Genomic DNA, 19,195 nt, shown 5'->3' with positions numbered 1-19,195 from the left:
TCGAGGCTCCACTTCGCGCCGTGGTCGCGCTTGACGATTTCGACCTCGTGGCCGTCGGGGTCCTTGACGAACGCGTAGCGGCCGCCGCAGGACTCGGGGTCGCGGTAGTCTTCGACGCCCTCGTCCATGAGCTGCTGGTAGGAGGACTCGAGTTCGTCCTCGGGGACGCGGACCGCGATGTGGCCCCACGCGTCGCCCATCTCGTAGGTGTGGTCGCCGTGGTTGTAGGTGAGTTCGAGGACCGCGCCTTCCTCGTGGAGGTCCTCCGGGCCGAGGTAGACGTTGGTGAACGTGTCGGCCTCCCAGCGACCCTTCTCCTCGTAGCCGAGGTGAGTCGTGTACCAGTCGAGCGACTCCTCGAGGTCTTCGACGCGAATCATCACGTGGTCGAGGGTTCCGGACATACCCGAGTGATGTGTCGCGCCGGCGAAAAACGTACCGAACGCGGAACCCACCGTCGATGGTTGCCACACGCCGTCTACGGGAGTTTTCGGCCCGTTACGTGGTACATAAGTACCCCCCGAAGTTACGATTCAGCAGTGTCTCCGGTCCCCAACCCCGTTCGCCTCCTCATCCTCGGCATCGGGCTCGCGCTCGCCCGGCTCGGTCTCCTGGACCGTGAGCGCGCCGTCCGTATCGCCGACCTCTCGTGGCCCCGCGTCGTCACCGGCATCGCCCGGATGTCGAAGAACGCCGTCGACGTGGCGATGGTGGGGATCGCCTCGGGGACCGTCGCCATCACCGGCGTCGGGTTCGCCGGGCCGTACTGGGGGCTCGCCTTCGCACTCGGTGGCGGTATCGCGGGGGGAACCATCGCACTCGTCTCCCAGCGCTTCGGCGCGGACGCGATAGACCAGTTAGGACTCGCGGTGCGGTCGAGCGCGCTCTTAACTGTCGTCGCCACGCTCCCCGTCACGGCCGTCTTCTGGCTGTTCCCCACCGAGCTCATCTCCGTGCTGAGCAGCGATCAAGGGGCCATCGAACTCGGGGCGGCGTACCTCCGAATCGTCGGTCTCGGCGTCCCCTTCGCCGGCCTGAACCTCATCGGAAGCCGCGTCCTCGTCGGCACCGACGACGCGTACACCGCGATGACGCTCCGAGCGAGCGGCGCGGTCATCAACATCGTCCTCAACGCGGTGCTCATCTTCGGCCTCGACATGGGCGTCGAGGGCGCGGCGCTCGGAACGGTCCTCTCGAACGTCGTCGTCGCCGGCGCGTTCGCGGTCGGCCTGTCGCGGGGGTCGCTCCCCGGCGTCGGGGCGTTCCCCGTCACCATCGATCCGTTCGGGTCGTTCGTCGACCCCGGGACGCTCATCGACCTCGTGAAAATCGGACTGCCCGTGATGGGTCGCGGACTCGTCTGGACCGTCGCCGAGTTCCCGATGCTCGCTATCCTCGACAGCTTCGGGCCCGACGTGGTCGCGGCGTTCGTCATCGCCCGCCGCATCTGGGGCCTGATGAACACCCCCGGCTGGGGCTTCGGGCTAGCGTCGTCGAGTCTCGTTGGGCAGGCGCTCGGCAAAGACGACGAACAGACCGCCGAGGTCTACGGCAACGAAGTCATTCGGTTCGCCGTCGCCACGTACCTCGTCTCGGCGGCGCTCGTGGCGATATTCGCCCGCCCTATCGTCCTCGGGTTCGTGGACAACCCGGCGGACCCGGCGGTCCCCATCGCCATCGACCTTGTCTACGTTGCCTGTATCGCCGTCATCTTACAGGGCGTCTCCGGCGGCTCCGCGGGTCCGCTCGACGCCAGCGGCGACACCCGCTGGACGTTCGGCAGCCAGTTCGTCGGGATGTTCCTCGGGTCGATTCCACTCACCTACATCGGCTCCGTCACTTCGCTGGGGCTCACCGGACTCTATCTGGCGTTCCTCGCCGAGACGACGATTCCGGCGGCGCTGAACTACTACCGCTTCAAGACCGGGACGTGGAAGGCCGTCAGCAGAAACTACCGCCCCAAGACGGCCGCGGACGACTGAAGCGGCGTCACCGGGGGTCGCGCTCGCCCACGCGTGACCAATATATGAATCCTGCCACGGCCCACAGGAGAACGGTACCGACCGGCCACGCGGTTCGACCGGGTTGGATCGAAAAGCCGCGGGCGACCTCTAACTGAGTCACGCCGGCGAGCGCGAGCCCGGCCGCGGTGAGTCGAACGTCCTCGCGGTCGAACAGCGCGCCCGAGAGCGTGCTTCCGAGCGCGACGAGATAACAGGCGACGCCGACCGGCCACACGAGGATGTAGTCCGGAAGCCCCATCGTAAACCGAAGGAAGAAGTCGGTGATGGTCGTCACGCTCCCGGTCGAGGGGCCGACGATCCCCCACGGGAACAGGAGCGTGAGGGCTCCGGTCGTGAACGTCTGGACGGACCACGGAACGAGACCGAGGACGAAGACGAGGAATAGCTGGAGGCGGCGGCGCGCGGGCGACCGCGAAGCCGACCGAGCCGCCGAGTCGGTCGTCACCGCTGGGCGATAATTCGAAGCACGTCCTCGTCTGCGAGGACGTGGTCGCGGCCGACCTGCTGGTCGTCGTGTTTCGCGCTCGGGCCGGAGACGCGGGCGAACCGGAACCGCTCGTCGAGTTTGGCACCGAGTTCGTGGATGGCGTCGTCGATGGTGTCGCCCTCGCGGAGGACGAGCGGTTCGTCGTAGTCGACGCCGCGGCCGGGTTTGTCCATGTAGATACGGATGAGCCCGAGTGCGTCCCAAATCTCCTCTTTGAGTGCGTCGAGGCCCTTCTCGGCTTCGGCGCTGATGAACGTGACCTCGTCGGGGTCGAGACCGACCTCGCGGAGGTTCTCCTCCACGGTCGGAAGGTAGTCCTTGTCGATGAGGTCGGCCTTGTTGACGGCGACGATAGACGGCAGGTAGACCCGGTTTTTCATGATGCCGTCGACGAGTTCGTCGATGGTCGTCTCGCCGCGGAGCGTCACCTCGGCGTTGACGAAGCCGTGCTCGCGGAGGATGCCCTTGATAGTCTCCTCTTCGAGGTCGACGCTGTCGCTTTTGGTCACGTTGATGCCGCCTTTGCCCTTCTTGTTGATAGAGAGGTTCGGCGGCGACGTATCGAGCCGAATCTTGTTGTTGTAGAGTTCGTGTTGCAGCCGCTCGTAGCGCTCTATCTCGAACACCGAGAGCATGAACACGACGAGGTCGGCGGTGCGGACGACCGAAAGGACCTCCTTACCGCCGCCGCGGCCGCCCGCGGCCCCTTCGATGAGCCCCGGCACGTCGAGTATCTGGATGTTCGCACCCCTGTATTTCAACATCCCCGGGTTCACGTTGAGCGTCGTGAACTCGTACTCACCCGTCTCGCTGTCGGCGTTGGTGAGGGCGTTGATGAGCGTCGATTTGCCGACGCTGGGGAAGCCGACGAGCGCGACCGTCGCGTCGCCGGTCTTCTCGACGGCGTACCCTTGGCCGCCGCCGGCCGAACTCTGGTTTTCGAGTTTCTCTTTCAGTTCCGCGAGTTTCGCCTTCAGCCGACCGATGTGCGCCTCGGTCGACTTGTTGTACGGCGTGTTAGATATCTCCTCGCGGATATCTTCGATCTCCTCCTCCAGTCCCATCGTCAACAGTTCCGCCGCGTCCGTCGAAAAACCCTTTCCTTCCGCGCGGCAGATTCCGCCTCGCCGACGCGTCGGATATCGCGGCGGTCTCGCGTGCGCGGGGAGACGAGTTTCGGCACGGTTATACACGACCCCTTCGACCGCCCGATGAACACCGATGCCCGACCCCCGGACGCTCCGCGACAGCACGCAAATCGTGCTCCCCTGCGACCTCTTGGAGAGCGTGCGCGACGACCTCGAAGCGGAGTTCATCGTCTCCGTCCACCGAAAGGACGGAGGCACGTGCCGAATTATCGGGAGCCCAGTCGAGATTCGTGCGGTCAGCGACTTCCTCACCCGGCAGGGCATCTCCCTCCGCTAGTCTCGGTTCCGAAGGGCTTGTTACCACACAGTCCAACGGACGGGTATGGACGAAGCGCCGGGACTCTCCGACCAGTACCGCACGGCCAGTCCGTGGCCCGTGTTCATCGCGCTCGGGATACCCATCTCCGAGTTGGGTCTGCTGTTTGGCCTGTTTCCACTCGCCGTCGGCGGACTGCTCCTGTTCGGCGGGAGCGTCGTCGGCATCCTCAAGGAGTCCGGCTACGTCACCTCGACGATTCGCGCAGTCACCGCGCTTGCGGCCATCTTCCTCGCGTTCGGCGCGGGACTCGCGTTCACCGACATCGCCCTCGTCACCCGCGGCTACGCGGTCATCGCGGCCGCGATTCTGCTGGTGGTCGGCGGCGTCGTCTTCGAACTGTTCGTCCGCGAGCAGCGACAGACCTTCTGACCGCCGCGGACAACCCTGCGGACGACCGCGCGGCGTCCCAACCCACCCCGGACGGACGAGAAACCAACAATCTATTTGAACGGCGTCCCCGAGTGTCTCGATATGGCAACCAAGACGTTCGACAAGGAGACCATCCTCGACCTCACGGTCAACATGGTTCCGCTAGCCATCATCTTGTTTTTCGTGGTGGCTTTCACCTTCGTCAATCCGTTTGGGTTCGAATCGCTCACCTCGGGGCTCCAGTACACGCTCCTCATCGCGCCGTTCGTGCTCCTCGCCGCGCTCACCTACCTCTCGGGGAAGGCCATCGCGGGCTCCGAGAAGGAAGGCACCGTCTACGCGCCCGGACAGGCGACCGTCCCCGGCGCGAAGCCGCTTCACGAAGAAGAGAGCGAGGGAGCGGCCGAACTCGAAGAATCGCCGGATGACGACGCCGTCGAAGCCGCGGACGAGACGGCTTAAAGCACCTCGAATCGCAGGGCAGTCCCGAATCTTTCATTACCCTGCACTACTCAGGCACTTCCATGGAGGTTAACGGACAGTTAGCACTGACGGTGCTTATGGGGGTCTTCCTCATCGCCGTCGCCGCGTGGCTCGCGCGGGTCGAAGACTGGCGGTCGTACACTCCGCTCGCGGGCGGAGGCACGGTCGGTGGTACCGCAGAGCAGTACGTCTCGGAGGAGAAACCATCCGGGGTCATCCGTTGGTTGACGACGGTCGACCACAAGGACATCGGGATGCTCTACGGCGCGTACGCGCTCGTCGCGTTCGCCGTGGGCGGACTCATGGTCGTCCTGATGCGGATTGAACTGGCGGACCCGTCGATGACGCTTATCTCGAACACGTTCTACAACTCGTTGCTCACAAGCCACGGGATTACGATGCTGTTCCTGTTCGGGACGCCCATCATCGCCGCGTTCTCGAACTACTTTATCCCGCTTCTCATCGGCGCGGACGACATGGCGTTCCCGCGTATCAACGCCATCGCCTTCTGGCTCCTGCCGCCGGCGGCGCTGCTCATCTGGGCCGGGTTCTTCCCCATCCCGGACGTCATCCCGGCGCAGACGGCCTGGACGATGTACACGCCGCTTTCCGCCGGTGTCGGCTCCGGCAATCAGATGAACGCCGGCGTCGACCTGATGCTCCTCGGCCTGCACCTCTCGGGTGTCTCGGCCACGATGGGTGCGATCAACTTCATCGCGACCATCTTCACGGAGCGTAACGAGAAGGTCTCGTGGGCGAACCTCGACATCTTCTCGTGGACGATTCTGACCCAGTCAGGACTCATCCTCTTCGCGTTCCCGCTTCTCGGTAGCGCCATCGTGATGCTGCTTCTCGACCGGAACTTCGGCACGATGTTCTTCTCGGTCGACGGCGGCGCAATTCTCTGGCAGCACCTGTTTTGGTTCTTCGGCCACCCCGAAGTGTACATCCTCGTGTTGCCCCCGATGGGAATCGTGAGCCTCGTGCTCCCGCGCTTCGCGGGCCGTCGGCTCTTCGGGTTCAAGTTCGTCGTCTACTCCACGCTCGCCATCGGCGTCCTCTCGTTCGGCGTCTGGGCGCACCACATGTTCGCGACGGGTATCGACCCCCGTCTCCGCGCTTCGTTCATGGCCGTCTCGCTGGCTATCGCGATACCGAGCGCGGTCAAGACGTTCAACTGGATCACGACGATGTGGAACGGGAAGATTCGCCTCACGACGCCGATGCTGTTCTGTATCGGCTTCGTCTCGAACTTCATCATCGGCGGCGTGACGGGCGTCTTCCTCGCGTCGATTCCGGTGGACCTCGTGCTCCACGACACCTACTACGTCGTCGGACACTTCCACTACATCGTCATGGGAGCCATCGCCTTCGCCGGCTTCGCCGGACTCTACTACTGGTTCCCCATCTACACCGGCCGGATGTACCAGGTCACGCTCGGTAAGTGGCACTTCTGGCTCTCGATGGTCGGGACGAACCTGACGTTCTTCGCGATGATTCTGCTCGGCTACGGCGGTATGCCGCGTCGCTACGCGACCTACCTGCCGCAGTTCGCAACGCTCCACCAGGTCGCCACGGTCGGCGCCCTCATCCTGCTCGTCGGCCAGATTATCTTCGTCTGGAACTTCGTCCAGTCGTGGCTCGAAGGCCGCGAAGTCCAGGACGGCGACCCGTGGGACCTCGCCGACGACGACCTCGTCACGGCCGAGTGGACCTGGTTCGAGCGCAAACTGGAGACGGCCGTCACCGACGGCGGCGAAGACGAGACCGAACTCGCCACCGACGGCGGGCAGACGGTCGACGACGCGGACGCGGAATCCGCGGACGACGCGTAGTCGACGCCGCTCGCCGGCGTTTCGGTTTCATTTTTCGGACGCTGTTTTTCGAGAGCGAACGCGCCCTGCGATGCTGACTGTCCGTGCGCCCGCGAGCCCGCACGTGTTTTCGCCAACGCGCCCGCACGTGTGTTATCGGAGCTGTCGCTCGTGTGCGCTGAAATAGCACGATATCGCCAGCGCCACCTCTCTGAGCGACGGCGGTCACGGTGGAGAAACGCGACTGCTCTCGATACGGCGACGCGGAAAAGCGGCGGGACCTCAGACGACGAGGAGGACGCCCGTCGCGAACATCAGTATCGCGATGGCCCCGAGCACGAGTCCGAGGATATCGGTATCCGACATAGCTCATCCTTGGCGCGTGCGGCCAAAGGTGCATCGGTACGCGGACGCGGGCGACGCCGATGCGACGAACGGAAACCCCTAACAGCGTCCGCCCCCGAACGTGGACCGTGAGTTCGAACGTCGGCGGTCACCGCTTCGTCCTCGGACTGTACGCCGCCCTCGTCGCCGTCGCCGGGGGCGCGGGCTACCTCACGGGTACGTTCGTCTCGGGCCTCAGCGCGCCTCGGTTCCTCTTTTTGGTGCCGTTCCCGCCGACGCCTCTCGGCTTCGCGGCCTACGGCGCGCTAACTATCGCGCTCGTCCTCGGCATCCCGCTCGTGCTCGTGGTCTACGTCTCGGCCGGACTCGACGACGCGGCGTAATCTCCACGAACGTTCAGCACAAATACTAAGGCCGGCGACCGGGACGTGGTAGTATGTATCACGTGGTAATCGGTGTCGATGACGACGCGGAACACGCGCTCGCGTGCGTCGAAGAGGTCGCGAATCTCCCCGGCGAACCCGACGAGAAGGAAGTCACGCTCGTCCACAGTTTCACCGACAACCCGAGCGGGGCGTCGGCGACGCAGATTCACTCGGTCCGGGAGGCCGGCGAGTTCCTCGAAGACCGCGGTATCGAGTACGACGTCAACGAGTCGTCCGGCGACCCCGCGGAGGTCATCATCGAGTTCGCCGACGAGGAGGACGCTGACCTCATTGTCACCGCCGGGCGGAAGCGCTCGCCGGCGGGGAAGGCGCTGTTCGGGAGCGTCACGCAGACGGTGATTCTGAACTCCGAGCGACCCGTCATGGTGACGGGTACGACGAAGCGAAAAGACTAGTAGACCCGGTCGAAGAGCTCCGAAACTTCGTCGGGGGTCTGACGACCGGACGCTCGTTCTCGCAGTTCGCCGTCACGGACGCACAGGACCGTCGGCGCAGACTCGACATCGAATCGCCGACAGAACTCGTCGGCCGCCTCGCCGTCGACCCCCGCGGCCGCGACGCCATCCGGGACTCGCTCGAGGATAGCGTCGAGGTCCTCCTTCATCGCGTCGCAGGGCTCGCAGAAGCGTCGCCACACGAGAACGACGGCGTCCGGGTGGTCTGCGAGGTACGATTCGAAGGTATCGTCGTCGAGTTCGTCGAGCGCGGTCGGCACCGGCGACGACGAGGTCATCTCGACGAGCAGACCCGCCATGACCAACAGCGAGTCCTGCTCGACCGGCGCGTCGAGGAACGACTTCGCCGCGAGGTAGGCGACTACGTCTGCTCTGGTGACGCCGAACTCGTCGAGTCGCTCCTCGACGTTCTCGGGTGCGACGCCGAAGAGGTCCGAGACCGTCTGGTGGAACTCCTCGGTCGAGACCGCGCCGTAGATGTCGTGGTAGACGGCGAGCGTCTTCTCGAACTCTTCCGTGGTCGAGAGCGTCCCGTCGGGCGCTTCGTCGACCGCGCCGGCGGCGATGAGCGTTTCGAGCGCCGTCTCGGGGTCGGCGTTGACGTCGGTCGCGGCCATCGTCAGACCCCCAGATACCGCTCGCGGGTCTCGTCGTCCTCGCGGAGTTCCTCGGCGCTCCCGTCGAAGACGATGCTTCCCTGGTCGATGACGTACGCGCGGTCGGCGAGTTTGATGGCCGCCGCGGCGTTCTGCTCGACGAGGAGGATGGTCGTACCCGCCTCGCTGATGCGCTCGACTGCGTCCTCCACGTCCTCGATAATCTTCGGCGCGAGCCCCTCGTACGGCTCGTCGAGGAGCAGCAGGTCCGTGTTCTGCTTCAGGGCGCGCGCGATGGCGAGCATCTGCTGTTCGCCTCCGGAGAGCGTCCCCGCCCGCTGGTCCTTCCGCTCGTCCAGTCGGGGGAACTGCTCGTAGACCTCCTCGGTCGACATGCCCTTGTGACCGAACGACAGCGACCGACCGAAGGTGTTGGACTTGTTGTTGACGACCTCCGCGAGGTGGAGGTTCTCGGCGACCGAGAGGTTCGGGAAGATGCGTCGCTCCTCGGGCACCAGCGAGATGCCCCGGACCGAGACGTCTTCGGCGGGGACGCCCGTGATGTCGCCGTCCTTGAACCGAATGTGTCCCTTCCGAACGTCGGGCGGCGTCGCGCCGGCGATACACCGGAGCGTGGTGGTCTTACCCGCGCCGTTGCGGCCGAGGAGCGCGCATATCTCACCCTCCTCGACGCTCATCGAGAGGTTACGAATGATGTGGCTCTCGCCGTAGTAGGCGTCGATACCGTCGATTTCGAGGAGGCTCATAGCTCGACACCTCCGAGGTAGGCCTCTTGGACGGCTTCGTTGCCCCGAATCTCGTCCGGGGTCCCCTCGGCGATGATGCCGCCGCGGCTGAGGACGACGATGCGGTCTGAGATGCTGAAGACGATTTCCATATCGTGTTCGACGAGGACGAACGTGAGCCCGTGGTCGCGTTTGACCCGCTCGATGAGGTCGACCGTCGACTTCGTCTCCTCGGGAGACATGCCGGCGGTCGGTTCGTCCATGAGGAGCAGGTCGGGTTCGCTCGCGAGTGCGATACCGATTTCGAGGCGACGCTTGTCGCCGTAGGGAAGGTCGGTCGCGATAGTGTCCGCGCGGTCCAACAGCCCGACCGAGTCGAGCGTGTCGCGGGCGACGTCGTGTACGTCCGTGAGGCTGTCGCGGTGTTTCAGGAACTCGAAGCCGAACGCGCCGCGCTCGGCCGCGAGCGCCGCTATTTCGGCGTTTTCCCTAACGGTGAGGTCGGGGAAGATGGAGGCGGTCTGGAACGACTTCGAGACGCCGCGTTGGACCACCTGATGCGGTTCGAGGCCGACGATGGACTCGCCTTTGAACCGGATGTCGCCGCTGGTCGGGTCGAGTCGTCGCGTGATGAGGTTGATGAGCGTCGATTTCCCCGCGCCGTTCGGGCCGATGATGGAGACGCGTTCGTCCTCCTCGACGGTGAGGTTCACGTCGTCGGTCGCGACGAGGCCGCCGAACTCTTTGACGAGGTTCTCCGTTTCGAGGAGCGTCATTGGCCGCCACCTCCGTTCTCGGAGCGCGCACGAAGTCGCTTCGCCGCCTTCGAACCGAGGTCGACCGTGAGTTCGCGGAGCCGGTTCAGGATGCCCCACAGGCCGTCCGGGACGACCCAGACGACCACGACGAAGACGACGCCCAAGAGCAGGTGCCAGTAGAACCCGAAGTCTCGGACGAGCACGATGCCCGTGAAGGGAATCGTCAGCGCCTGGATGGTGCTGACGATGTTCTCGATGTAGAGGTAGAGCCCCACGCCGAGGACCGGCCCGAACATCGAGCCCGCGCCGCCGAGAACGGTCATGACGACGATGTCGCCGGACTCCGTCCAGAACAGCGATTGGAGGGGGACGTACGCCCCGTGGATGGTAAAGAGGCTCCCGGCGACGCCCGCGAACCCGCCCGAGATGATGAACGCCATGAGCTTGTACCGCCAGACGTTGAGTCCGACGAACTCAGCGCGCTGTTCGTTCTCGCGGATTGCGCGGAACACCATCCCGTACGGGGAGTTGAGGATGCGGTAGGCGACCGCGACCGCGCCGACGAAGAAGACGCCGACGAAGGCGTAGAGCCACGTTCCGAGGAGCATCCCACCGACGGACGGGATGTCGGCTTCGAGATGGATGACGCCGAGGAAACTGCCGACCTCGACGCCGGTCAGCCCGTTTTCGCCGTTGGTCAGGAACGCCAGCGGCGACGCGGCCATGTAGTAGAACATCTGTGCGAACGCCAGCGTGAGGATGGAGAAGTAGATGCCGCCGCGACGGAGCGACAGGAAGCCGAGCACCCATGCGAGGAGCACGGCGAACAGCGTCCCCGAGACGACCATCACGATGGGGTCGCCGCTGACGTTCTTGGCGACGATACCCGCGGCGTACGCCGCACCGCCCCAGAAGGCCGCGTGGCCGAACGAGAGCAGTCCGGTGTAGCCGAGCAGCAGGTCGAAGCCGATGGCGAAGATGCCCCAGATGAGGATGAGCGTCGCGAGGCTCTGGTAGCCCTGCAGGAACCCCGAGACGACGGGTGCGCGGGCGAAGAGGTACGGGAACACCGCGACGAGAATGGCCGTGATACCGACGACCGTCCCCTCGCGGCCGCGGAGTTTCTCCCAGCGACCGAAGAGGGTGCCGCCGACGAGCGCGTCCTTCGCGCTCGGGTTGGCGTCCTTCTCGCTCATGGCGTCACCTCTTCGTCACCGAGGAGACCCTGCGGCCGCGTCAGGAGGACGATGGCCGCGATGGCGTACAGGCCGACCTGCGACCACGCGGGTGCGAAGGAGACGAGCGCGGCGGTCGTGAGGCCGAAGACGATGCCGCCGAGGACCGCGCCGGCGATGCTTCCGACCCCGCCGATGACGACCGTCAGGAACGCCGGGACGAGGATGTTCGTCCCGATGGTCGGGTTAACGACGTTCAGCGGGCCGCCGACGACGCCCGCCACCCCGGCGAGCGCCGCACCGATGCCGAAGACGACGATGTACGGACGGGTGATTTTGATGCCGAGGAGTCGGACCATCTCGGCGTCGCGGGTCCCGGCGCGAACGACGAGACCGAAGTCGGTGTACTCGACGAGCAGGTACACGAGCGTCACGAGGACGGCCGTGATGCCGATGACCCAGAGCCGCCACTGCGGGAAGTTGCCGACGATGGGCAGGGCAATGGGGCCGGAGACGGGCAGGCCGGCGAACGAGCCGAACGAGAGGATTCGCTCGGGCTGTTCGAACGGCAGACTGTTGCTGCCGAATAGGACGCGGAACAGCTCCTGAACGACGATTGCGAGGCCGAACGTGACGAGAATCTGGTCGGTGTCGGGGCGGTCGTAGAACGCCCGCGCGAGGTACCGCTCCATCAACAGGCCGACCCCGAAGACGAAAAGCGGGACGAAAATCAGGGCGGCGAAGAAGCCGATGTCGAGCCCGAAACTCGAAAAGCCCCACTCGGCGAGCTTCCCGTTCGAAAGTGGGACGTTCAGCGCGACGAACAGTCCCGCGTACGTGCCGACGAGATACAGCGCGCCGTGCGCGAAGTTGACGAACTTGAGCGTGCCGAGGATGATGGAGAGACCGACCGCCAAGAGGACGTAGATAGCCCCCTGCTGCAGCCCGTTGAGCAGGATGACGAGCACGTCCGACAGAAGGCTCATCGCCCCCCACCTCCGCCTCGGATGTTCGAAGCGCGAACTACCATGGGTGTGCTAAACTTACTCATTTACGTGTGCGTGGTTGTCTGCGATTAACTTTCATTAAGATAACGGTGGGGTGAGTGTCTACTCGTAGGATCCGAGTTCACACTCGGCCGCCGGCCCGGCGTCGCACGCGTAGCCGAGGTCGTCGCGGCTGGTGATGTTGACGATGTTGAAGTACGTCCCCTCGCTCTGCTCGGAGGCGGGAAGGCCCTGGACGACCGGCACGTCTCGCTGCGCCTGGTGGTCACAGCCGCGCATCGTCTCCGCGCCCATCCCGATGTTGTCGTACTCGTAGTCTTCGAGCTGTCTGATGACCTCCGGCGGGTAGAACGTTCCCGCGCGCTCGACGGCGGCCGCGTACTGGAGCGTCTGTGCGTACGCCAGTTGAGCGGGCCCCGATGGCGTCCGGTCGTACTCGTCTCGGAACGCCTGCGTGAACTCCTGGGACGGGGTGTTGTCTATCTGCGAGTCCCACGCAACGGTACCGTAGATGCCCTCTATCGCACCGCCCGCCGCCTCTGCCATCGGGCGGTTGTACAGCGGAACGAGGATTTCCATGTCCTCGTCGATGCCGGCGTCGATGGCCTGCTGCATGGAGTTCGCGCCGTCGAGGCCGTAGTGGTTCAAGATGAGCACGTCCGCACCGGAGCTCTGTGCCTCCGAGAGGTACGTCGAGTAGTCGGACGTGCCGAGCGGTGTCGCGACCGACTCGATCTGCTCCCACCCGGCGACGTCCGTCATGAACTGCTCCATCGACGCCTGCTGGGTCTGCCCCCAACTGTAGTCGGCGTAGAGCTGGTAGAACTGCAGGTCTTCGCCGTAGGCGTCGCGGACGACCGGTGCGAGCGCCTGTCCCGTCATGTAGGCGTTGAACATCTCTCGGAAGGAGTAGCGGACGCAGTCCTTTCCGGTGGTGTCGTTCGAGTGCGTCAGACAGCACATGAACATGACCTTCTCGTTTTGACACAGCCCCTGCACCGCGATGGCGACCGCCGAGGACGACCCGCCGGAAATCATGATGGCGTCGTCACGCTGAATCATCCCCGAGGCGGACTGCCGCGCCTGGTCGGCGTCCGTGGCCGTGTCCCCGTCCACGTGGTCGATGGTGTAGCCGAGGACGCCGTCACCGGAGAGGTCGTCGAACTGCGAGTCGACCCAGCCGCCGCCCTCGTTGAGGTGCTTCACCGCGAGCTGATAGGCCCGAAGTTCGTCTTCACCTTCCGAGGCGTACGGTCCCGACTGCGGGACGTTGAACCCGAACGTGGCCGTGTCGCCCTCGATGGGCAAGTTGCCCAGTGCCGGATACTCGTCGTCTCCGCCGCCACCACCTCCACCGCCGCTGTCATCACCGCCGCCGGTGCACCCCGCCAGCCCTGCCAAGCCAGCGGTCCCAACAGCACCAGTCGCCTTCAGCACGTCTCGTCGATTTAGAGACTTGTTATCCCGTGCCATAGACACATCGGCGGATACATCGTTAATAATAGTTATGTATTGATTCCCTATTACTGGTATTAACAATAATGATAAATTCGGCCAGTCTGCAACACAGTATAAGGAGTTTGCCGGCTAGAGACGCCTACGACTGAGCGGTCTGTTGTACCACACGCGTTACGGACGTAAAATACGCGCCGGTGGTGGACTTGCTCGCCACGTTCGTCCGCCTCGGCCGGTCGTCGAAGGCAGTGAACAGAGCCGACGAACTCGCTTCAGAGAGGGCGCTGTGCCCGCGAGTCCGCAGCGTCGCCGGCCGCGTGGACGGGTCGACTATCGATTCACAACTATCAGAATACTAGATATATATGCGCGGATTCCACCGTTTCAACGCGATTCTCGCGGGACGACAGCGACCGTTAAGCTCCCGACCTTCGTGAATGTTCGATTTATAACTAACCCGATAAAGCGCAAATAACGCATCAGCCACACACGTGGCAGCCATCATGACAGACGACACGAACGGTGGATTCAAACCGACAAGACGCTCCGTGCTCCGACTCGGCGCGATGTCGGCGCTCGGCATCGGTATCGGCATCCCCGCAGTTTCCGGCTCCGTGGCCGCGACTATCGATTGTCCCAAGACGCCCGGCTACTGGGCGAACCACCCAGAAACGTGGCCCGACAAAGACCTGACAATCGCGGGTGAAGAGGAATCGAACAGCTACTGGCAGGGGATTCTACTCGACCCGCCGAAGGGAGACAAGGCGAAGATAATGCTGAAGCACTACATCGCTACTGTCCTCAATCTTCGGACGCTCCAATCGGGGTGCACCAGCGCGGAAATCAAGTACGGCTACTACGAGGGCTACACCATCGAGCAAGTCAAGAATATGGCCGGAACGTGGCTCAGACACACCTCGTCATGGCAGAGCGGGCAGAACGGTAGAAAGCAGACGAGCTGGTACGCCGCCGACATGGACGGCGAGAAGCTCAAAGACACCCTCGACGCGTTCAACAACAACCCGGCCTCGCTCGGCCTCGACTGCGGCTGCGACGACCGCTGAACCGCGCTCGGCCCTCGAACGAAAACCAGACCCCTCGGCCGCGGTTAAGACCCCGCTACCCGCAGAAATGTGGGCTTAACGCGGTCGTTCCTATCCTTCCCCGACCATCCGCCCTTCGTCTTCCCACTCCCGCTCGCGCAGTTCGTACTTCTGAATCTTCCCGGTCGCCGTCTTTGGGAGTTCAGCGACGAACTCGATTTCCTTCGGCACTTTGTACGTCGCGATGCGCTCCCGACAGAACTCGATGAGCGCCTCGGCGGTGACCCCCGGCGCGTCGGGGTCGCCGCTCGTCGGCACGACGAACGCCTTCGGCGACTCGCCCCATTCGTCGGACGGGACGGGGATGACCGCCACGTCGGCGACCTCGTCGTGGTCGAACAGCGTGTCCTCCAGTTCGATGCTGGAGATGTTCTCGCCGCCGGAGATGATTATGTCTTTCTTGCGGTCCTGAATGCTGATAAAGCCGTTCTCGTCGACGACTGCGAGGTCGCCCATGTGGTAGTACCCCTCCAGCCGGGCCGAGAAGGCCTCTTCCGTCTCCTCGGGTTTGTTCCAGTACTTCTCCATCACCTGGTTGCCCGCGACGACGATTTCGCCGATGGTTTGGTCGTCTCTCGGCACGTCGTTGCCGTCCTCGTCGACGACGCGAACGTCGGTGCCGAGGTAGCCGATGCCCTGTTTCTTCTTCACGCCGAAGCGGTCGTCGCCGTCTGTCAGGTAGCGCCCGGCCTCCGAGGTCGTGATGAGCGGGCCGGTCTCGGTGGCCCCGTAGACGTGCATGAGTCGCCAGCCGAACTTATCTTCGACAGTCCGAATCGTCGCCTCCGGCGGGGCCGCGCCGGCGGTCGCCGCCCGGACGGGGCTCGCGCCGGTCGTCTCGACGCCGCCCTCCTCGCGGTAGTGTTTCATCAGGATGTTCAGCACCGTCGGCGCGGCGCAGAGATACGACACGTCCTCGTCGCGGATGGCGTCCAACACGGCCTTCGCCTCCACCCCGCGGGTGCAGACGTGCTTCGCGCCGTGGCCGGTAATCGCGTAGATGTGGCCCCAGCCGTTGACGTGGAACATCGGGAGCGTCCAGAGGTACACGTCGTCGTCCGCGATGTCCTGGTGCATCGAGATGAGATAGGCGTGAATCGTCTCGGCGCGGTGAGTGCGGCAGACGCCCTTCGGGTCGCCGGTCGTCCCCGACGTGTAGTTGATCGTGATGATGTCGTCTTCGTCCATCTCGGGGCGCTCGTAGTCGGTCGACTCCGCGACCAGTTCGTCGAAGTCGAGCCACTCGCCGTCGGTCGATTCCGCGGCCTTCTCGGGGTCGTTCGTCGACGAAAATCTCCGGCGGGAATCTCGTCGCGGACCTCGTCTATCTTCTCGGCGAAGGCGTAGTCGGCGTAGACGGCCGTCACGTCCGCGTCGTTCAGCATGTACTCGAAGTCGGCCGGGACGAGCCGGTAGTTCAGCGGCATGTGGACGGCTCCGAGCTGCATCGACCCGTAGGCGGCTTCGAGGTGGTAGTGCGTGTTCGGGTCGAGCACCGCGACCCGGTCGCCCTTCTCGACGCCGCGGGACTGGAGCGCCGCCGAGAAGCCGTCGGCGCGCTCGCCGAGTTCGTCGTAGGTGAAGCGCTCGCCCGTCGTCGCCACAACCGCCTCCTCGTCCCCGTAGTACCGCCGCGCGCGGTCGAGGAACTCCGTCACCAGGAGTGGTTTCTTCATACGCGCTATCCTTCACTAACGTTCGAAATAAATGTGCGGGCTGGTACCGCGGCGCGAACCCTTGAGAACAATTCACGCACAGAGAGACAATATCCCACGACTCGGGCCGCGAGAGACTATATTACTACACAAACTATGCAGGAAAATACCTTATTCGTGGAGTCCGTAGCGCGCGTATGGCGCTTTCAGACTACACCGGGCGCTCGCCGACGGGCCGAGACGAGACCATCGTTCGCGTCGTCCCCCACCGGTTGTGGCGACCGGGCGACGAACGAATCGAACCCTGTACCTACAGCGGCGAGGAGATTCGACTCTCCGAGAAACACCTCCTCGCCGTGGTCGAACGAGACGGCGTCCGGGAACGGCTGTACTTCCGCGACGAGCCGTCGCTGTCGGCGTGGGTCGAAGAAAAGCCGCGATAGGACGGAGCCGACGGTGGTGAAACCGGTGGTTACTCGCCTTCGACCTGTCGCTGAATCGACTCGACGATTTCGGGGTTCCGGAGCGTCGTCGTGTCGCCGAGTTCCTCGCCGTTCGCGATCTCCTCGAGGAGGCGGCGCATAATCTTGCCGGACCGCGTCTTCGGCAGTTCCGGCGTGAACACGACCATCTCGGGGCGGGCGATGGGACCGATGGCGTCCTCGACGCCCTCGATGATGCGCTGTCGCATCTCGTCGTCTTCGTCCTGTCCCTCCTCGGTGATGACGTAGGCGTAGACGGCCTCGCCTTTCACCTCGTGGTTGCCGCCGACGACCGCCGCCTCGGCGACGCCTTCGACGCCGACGATGGCCGACTCGATTTCCATCGTCCCGAGGCGGTGACCCGAGACGTTGATAACGTCGTCCACCCGTCCGAGGATGGTGATGTAGTCGTCGCCGTCGATTTTCGCGCCGTCCTCGGGGAAGTAGACCCAGTCGTCGGGGTCGTTACTGTCCACGTCGGAGTACTCTTGCCAGTACTCCTGGATGAAGCGCTCGTCGTTCTTATAGAGCGTCCGGAGCATCCCCGGCCACGGCCTGTTCACCGTGAGATACCCCGCCCGTCCGGCGTCGACCTGTTTCCCACTCGTGTCGACGATTTGGGCGTCGATACCCGGCAGCGGCGGCCCGGCGGATCCGGGTTTCATCTTCTTGATTCCCGGTAAGGTCGTTATCATCATGCCGCCGGTCTCGGTCTGCCACCAGGTGTCCACGACCGGACACTCCTCGTTGCCGATGTGCTTGTAGTACCACTTCCACGCGCGCGGGTTGATTGGCTCGCCCACGGTGCCGAGCAGGCGGAGGCTCGACAGGTCGTGCTGTTCGGGGAATCGGCTACCCCACTTCATGAACGCGCGAATCGCCGTCGGTGCGGTGTAGAAGATGTCGACCGCGTACTTCTCGATGATGTCCCACAGGCGGTCGCGGTTCGGGAAGTCGGGCGTCCCCTCGTACATTACCGTCGTCGTCCCGAGCGCCAGCGGGCCGTAGACGATGTAGGAGTGGCCCGTAATCCAGCCGATGTCGGCCGAACACCAGTAGGTGTCTTCCTTCTCGATGTCGAGGACGGCGTGAGACGTCCACGCGGCGTACGCGAGGTAGCCGCCGGTGGTGTGCTTGACGCCCTTCGGCTGGCCGGTGGTCCCCGAGGTGTACATCAGGAACAGCATGTCTTCGGCGTCGCGTTCGACGGGGTCGATACGCTCGCCCGCGTGCTCATCGAGGAGGTCGTCCCAGTCGTGCTGGTTGCCTTTCAGGTCGTGGCCGAAGCCGTCGTCGTCGAGGCGGTCGACGACGACCGTGGCATCGACGCCGTGGTCGACGCCGTCGAGGCCCTCGTTGGCCTTGTCGAGGTGGTCGAGCGGGTCGCCGCGGCGGTAGTAGCCGTCGCAGGTGACGAGGAACCGGGAGTCCGCGGCGTTCATCCGCGTCGCCAGCGCCTCGGCGGAGAAACCGGCGAAGACGACGTTGTGTGGCGCGCCGATGCGGGCGCAGGCCAGCATGGCGATGGGGAGTTCCGGAACCATCGGCATGTAGAGCGTGACCACGTCGTCTTCCTCGACGCCGAGGTCGCGCAGCGCCGCCGCGAACTCGTTGACCTCGCGGTAGAGGTCCTGATAGGTGTACGTTCGCGTCTCGCCGTGTTCGCCCTCCCACTTGATGGCGACGCGGTTCTTGTCCCCGTTTTCGACGTGCCGGTCGACGCAGTTGTGACAGGCGTTCAGTTCGCCGCCGGTGAACCACTCGTAGAACGGAGGGTTCGAGTCGTCCAACACCTCGTCGTACTCTTCGTCCCAATCGAGCATCTCGGCGGCCCGCTCCCAGCACTCGGGCCAATTCTCCTCGAACTCGTCGTAGATGCCGGCGTCCGAGACGTTCGCTTGTGCGACGAACTCCTCGGAGGGTTCGAACTCGTCTTGTTCTTCCAGCCGTGCCTCCAGTTCGGTGTCACCCTGTGCCATATGTCGTGTTAACGAGTCTCCACAAGGGGCATAAGTAGGATAACTAATTATCGAAAGCTAACATCATGATTATGAATAGCAGTCGAAACTCGGTGCGATAGGCCCAAGAAAGGAATACAGACGAAATGAACTACTGTCGAAATGTATTGATAATATTTCAGTCAATAATGAACGTTCGTGTGCCAACCGCTCGCACGCCTAAGGGTTTAGGGTCGAAGTGTGTTCGTCGCTGTCGTCGTCGAAGAACGCAGTCATGAGTTTCTGCTGTGCGGTTCGGAGATGCTGGTGGAGCGTCGGCGACGAGATGTCTATCGAATCCGCGAGGTCTTCGGCGGTACTACCGCGGGGC

General features: G+C 64.2%; 20 protein-coding genes and 1 pseudogene. 9 read left to right on the top strand and 12 right to left on the bottom strand.

Translation table 11 applies throughout. The features are described 5' to 3' along the window. On the bottom strand, nucleotides 1-404 hold a 404-nt coding region (locus ATB1_RS17685), incomplete at its 3' end, for a VOC family protein (RefSeq protein ID WP_042666083.1). A 135-nt stretch (nucleotides 405-539) separates the two neighbouring features. Between ATB1_RS17685 and ATB1_RS17680 the strand changes: the two genes are divergently transcribed. Further along, nucleotides 540-1,982 carry an MATE family efflux transporter gene (locus tag ATB1_RS17680; protein WP_042666070.1) on the top strand — a complete coding sequence of 481 codons (1,443 nt, stop codon included), beginning with the start codon at nucleotides 540-542 and terminating at the stop codon, nucleotides 1,980-1,982. Nucleotides 1,983-1,989: 7 nt separating this feature from the next. Here the strand turns inward: ATB1_RS17680 and ATB1_RS17675 are convergent, their stop codons facing one another. Further along, complete coding sequence (locus ATB1_RS17675; protein ID WP_042666068.1) at nucleotides 1,990-2,469, bottom strand: TIGR04206 family protein; 480 nt, start codon at nucleotides 2,467-2,469, stop codon at nucleotides 1,990-1,992. After that, on the bottom strand, nucleotides 2,466-3,575 hold the full coding sequence (locus ATB1_RS17670; RefSeq protein WP_042666065.1) for a GTP-binding protein: 1,110 nt from the start codon (nucleotides 3,573-3,575) through the stop codon (nucleotides 2,466-2,468). Before ATB1_RS17670 ends, ATB1_RS17675 begins: the two co-directional genes overlap by 4 nt. A gap of 157 nt (nucleotides 3,576-3,732) precedes the next feature. On the opposite strand from ATB1_RS17670, the gene ATB1_RS17665 reads away from it, so the two are divergent. The 6 genes from ATB1_RS17665 (at nucleotide 3,733) to ATB1_RS17640 (ending at nucleotide 7,830) form a co-directional block, all read left to right on the top strand. Continuing rightward, nucleotides 3,733-3,936, top strand: coding sequence for a hypothetical protein (locus ATB1_RS17665; protein ID WP_042666063.1), 204 nt, complete (start codon nucleotides 3,733-3,735; stop codon nucleotides 3,934-3,936). A gap of 45 nt (nucleotides 3,937-3,981) precedes the next feature. Beyond that, nucleotides 3,982-4,347, top strand: coding sequence for a hypothetical protein (locus ATB1_RS17660; protein ID WP_004972518.1), 366 nt, complete (start codon nucleotides 3,982-3,984; stop codon nucleotides 4,345-4,347). A gap of 102 nt (nucleotides 4,348-4,449) precedes the next feature. Next, a complete protein-coding gene (locus ATB1_RS17655; protein ID WP_042666081.1) occupies nucleotides 4,450-4,809 on the top strand; it encodes a DUF6684 family protein in 360 nt (119 codons plus the stop codon). 98 nt (nucleotides 4,810-4,907) lie between these two features. Beyond that, entirely contained in the window at nucleotides 4,908-6,665 is a 1,758-nt protein-coding gene (locus ATB1_RS17650; protein ID WP_042666078.1) for a cbb3-type cytochrome c oxidase subunit I, read from the top strand. Between the two features lie 452 nt (nucleotides 6,666-7,117). Continuing rightward, on the top strand, nucleotides 7,118-7,372 hold the full coding sequence (locus tag ATB1_RS17645) for a hypothetical protein (protein ID WP_042666076.1): 255 nt from the start codon (nucleotides 7,118-7,120) through the stop codon (nucleotides 7,370-7,372). Between the two features lie 53 nt (nucleotides 7,373-7,425). Further along, nucleotides 7,426-7,830 (top strand): universal stress protein, encoded by a 405-nt coding sequence (locus ATB1_RS17640; RefSeq protein ID WP_004972522.1) that lies wholly within the window; start codon nucleotides 7,426-7,428, stop codon nucleotides 7,828-7,830. Here the strand turns inward: ATB1_RS17640 and ATB1_RS17635 are convergent. From ATB1_RS17635 to ATB1_RS17610, 6 genes are all read right to left on the bottom strand, one after another. Further along, entirely contained in the window at nucleotides 7,827-8,507 is a 681-nt protein-coding gene (locus ATB1_RS17635; protein ID WP_042666060.1) for a co-chaperone YbbN, read from the bottom strand. The two genes, ATB1_RS17640 and ATB1_RS17635, sit on opposite strands and share 4 nt — an antisense overlap. A gap of 2 nt (nucleotides 8,508-8,509) precedes the next feature. Next, nucleotides 8,510-9,253, bottom strand: coding sequence for an ABC transporter ATP-binding protein (locus ATB1_RS17630; RefSeq protein WP_042666057.1), 744 nt, complete (start codon nucleotides 9,251-9,253; stop codon nucleotides 8,510-8,512). Further along, entirely contained in the window at nucleotides 9,250-10,008 is a 759-nt protein-coding gene (locus tag ATB1_RS17625) for an ABC transporter ATP-binding protein (RefSeq protein ID WP_042666055.1), read from the bottom strand. The genes ATB1_RS17630 and ATB1_RS17625 overlap by 4 nt, the downstream gene beginning before the upstream one ends. Beyond that, nucleotides 10,005-11,186 (bottom strand): branched-chain amino acid ABC transporter permease, encoded by a 1,182-nt coding sequence (locus ATB1_RS17620; protein ID WP_042666053.1) that lies wholly within the window; start codon nucleotides 11,184-11,186, stop codon nucleotides 10,005-10,007. Before ATB1_RS17620 ends, ATB1_RS17625 begins: the two co-directional genes overlap by 4 nt. Then, complete coding sequence (locus tag ATB1_RS17615; protein WP_042666052.1) at nucleotides 11,183-12,151, bottom strand: branched-chain amino acid ABC transporter permease; 969 nt, start codon at nucleotides 12,149-12,151, stop codon at nucleotides 11,183-11,185. Before ATB1_RS17615 ends, ATB1_RS17620 begins: the two co-directional genes overlap by 4 nt. A 123-nt stretch (nucleotides 12,152-12,274) precedes the next feature. After that, nucleotides 12,275-13,573, bottom strand: coding sequence for a substrate-binding protein (locus tag ATB1_RS17610; protein ID WP_241768336.1), 1,299 nt, complete (start codon nucleotides 13,571-13,573; stop codon nucleotides 12,275-12,277). A 557-nt stretch (nucleotides 13,574-14,130) separates the two neighbouring features. On the opposite strand from ATB1_RS17610, the gene ATB1_RS17605 reads away from it, so the two are divergent. Next, a complete protein-coding gene (locus ATB1_RS17605) occupies nucleotides 14,131-14,691 on the top strand; it encodes a hypothetical protein (protein WP_042666049.1) in 561 nt (186 codons plus the stop codon). 90 nt (nucleotides 14,692-14,781) lie between these two features. Here the strand turns inward: ATB1_RS17605 and ATB1_RS17600 are convergent. Next, nucleotides 14,782-16,406 (bottom strand): annotated as a pseudogene (locus tag ATB1_RS17600) (long-chain-fatty-acid--CoA ligase). A gap of 176 nt (nucleotides 16,407-16,582) precedes the next feature. On the opposite strand from ATB1_RS17600, the gene ATB1_RS17595 reads away from it, so the two are divergent. Then, nucleotides 16,583-16,828 carry a hypothetical protein gene (locus tag ATB1_RS17595; RefSeq protein WP_004972531.1) on the top strand — a complete coding sequence of 82 codons (246 nt, stop codon included), beginning with the start codon at nucleotides 16,583-16,585 and terminating at the stop codon, nucleotides 16,826-16,828. A 29-nt stretch (nucleotides 16,829-16,857) separates the two neighbouring features. On the opposite strand, the gene acs is transcribed toward ATB1_RS17595, so the two are convergent. Together acs and ATB1_RS21185 are read right to left on the bottom strand one after the other, a co-directional pair. Further along, a complete protein-coding gene (gene acs, locus ATB1_RS17590; RefSeq protein WP_042666047.1) occupies nucleotides 16,858-18,846 on the bottom strand; it encodes an acetate--CoA ligase in 1,989 nt (662 codons plus the stop codon). 198 nt (nucleotides 18,847-19,044) lie between these two features. After that, a partial coding sequence (locus tag ATB1_RS21185) for a helix-turn-helix domain-containing protein (RefSeq protein WP_157837766.1) occupies nucleotides 19,045-19,195 on the bottom strand: 151 nt, incomplete at its 5' end.

Source organism: Haloferax sp. ATB1, assembly GCF_000730175.1.
The sequence above is the reverse complement of the archived record's forward strand: the minus strand, read 5'-3'. Positions and strand labels throughout refer to the sequence as shown.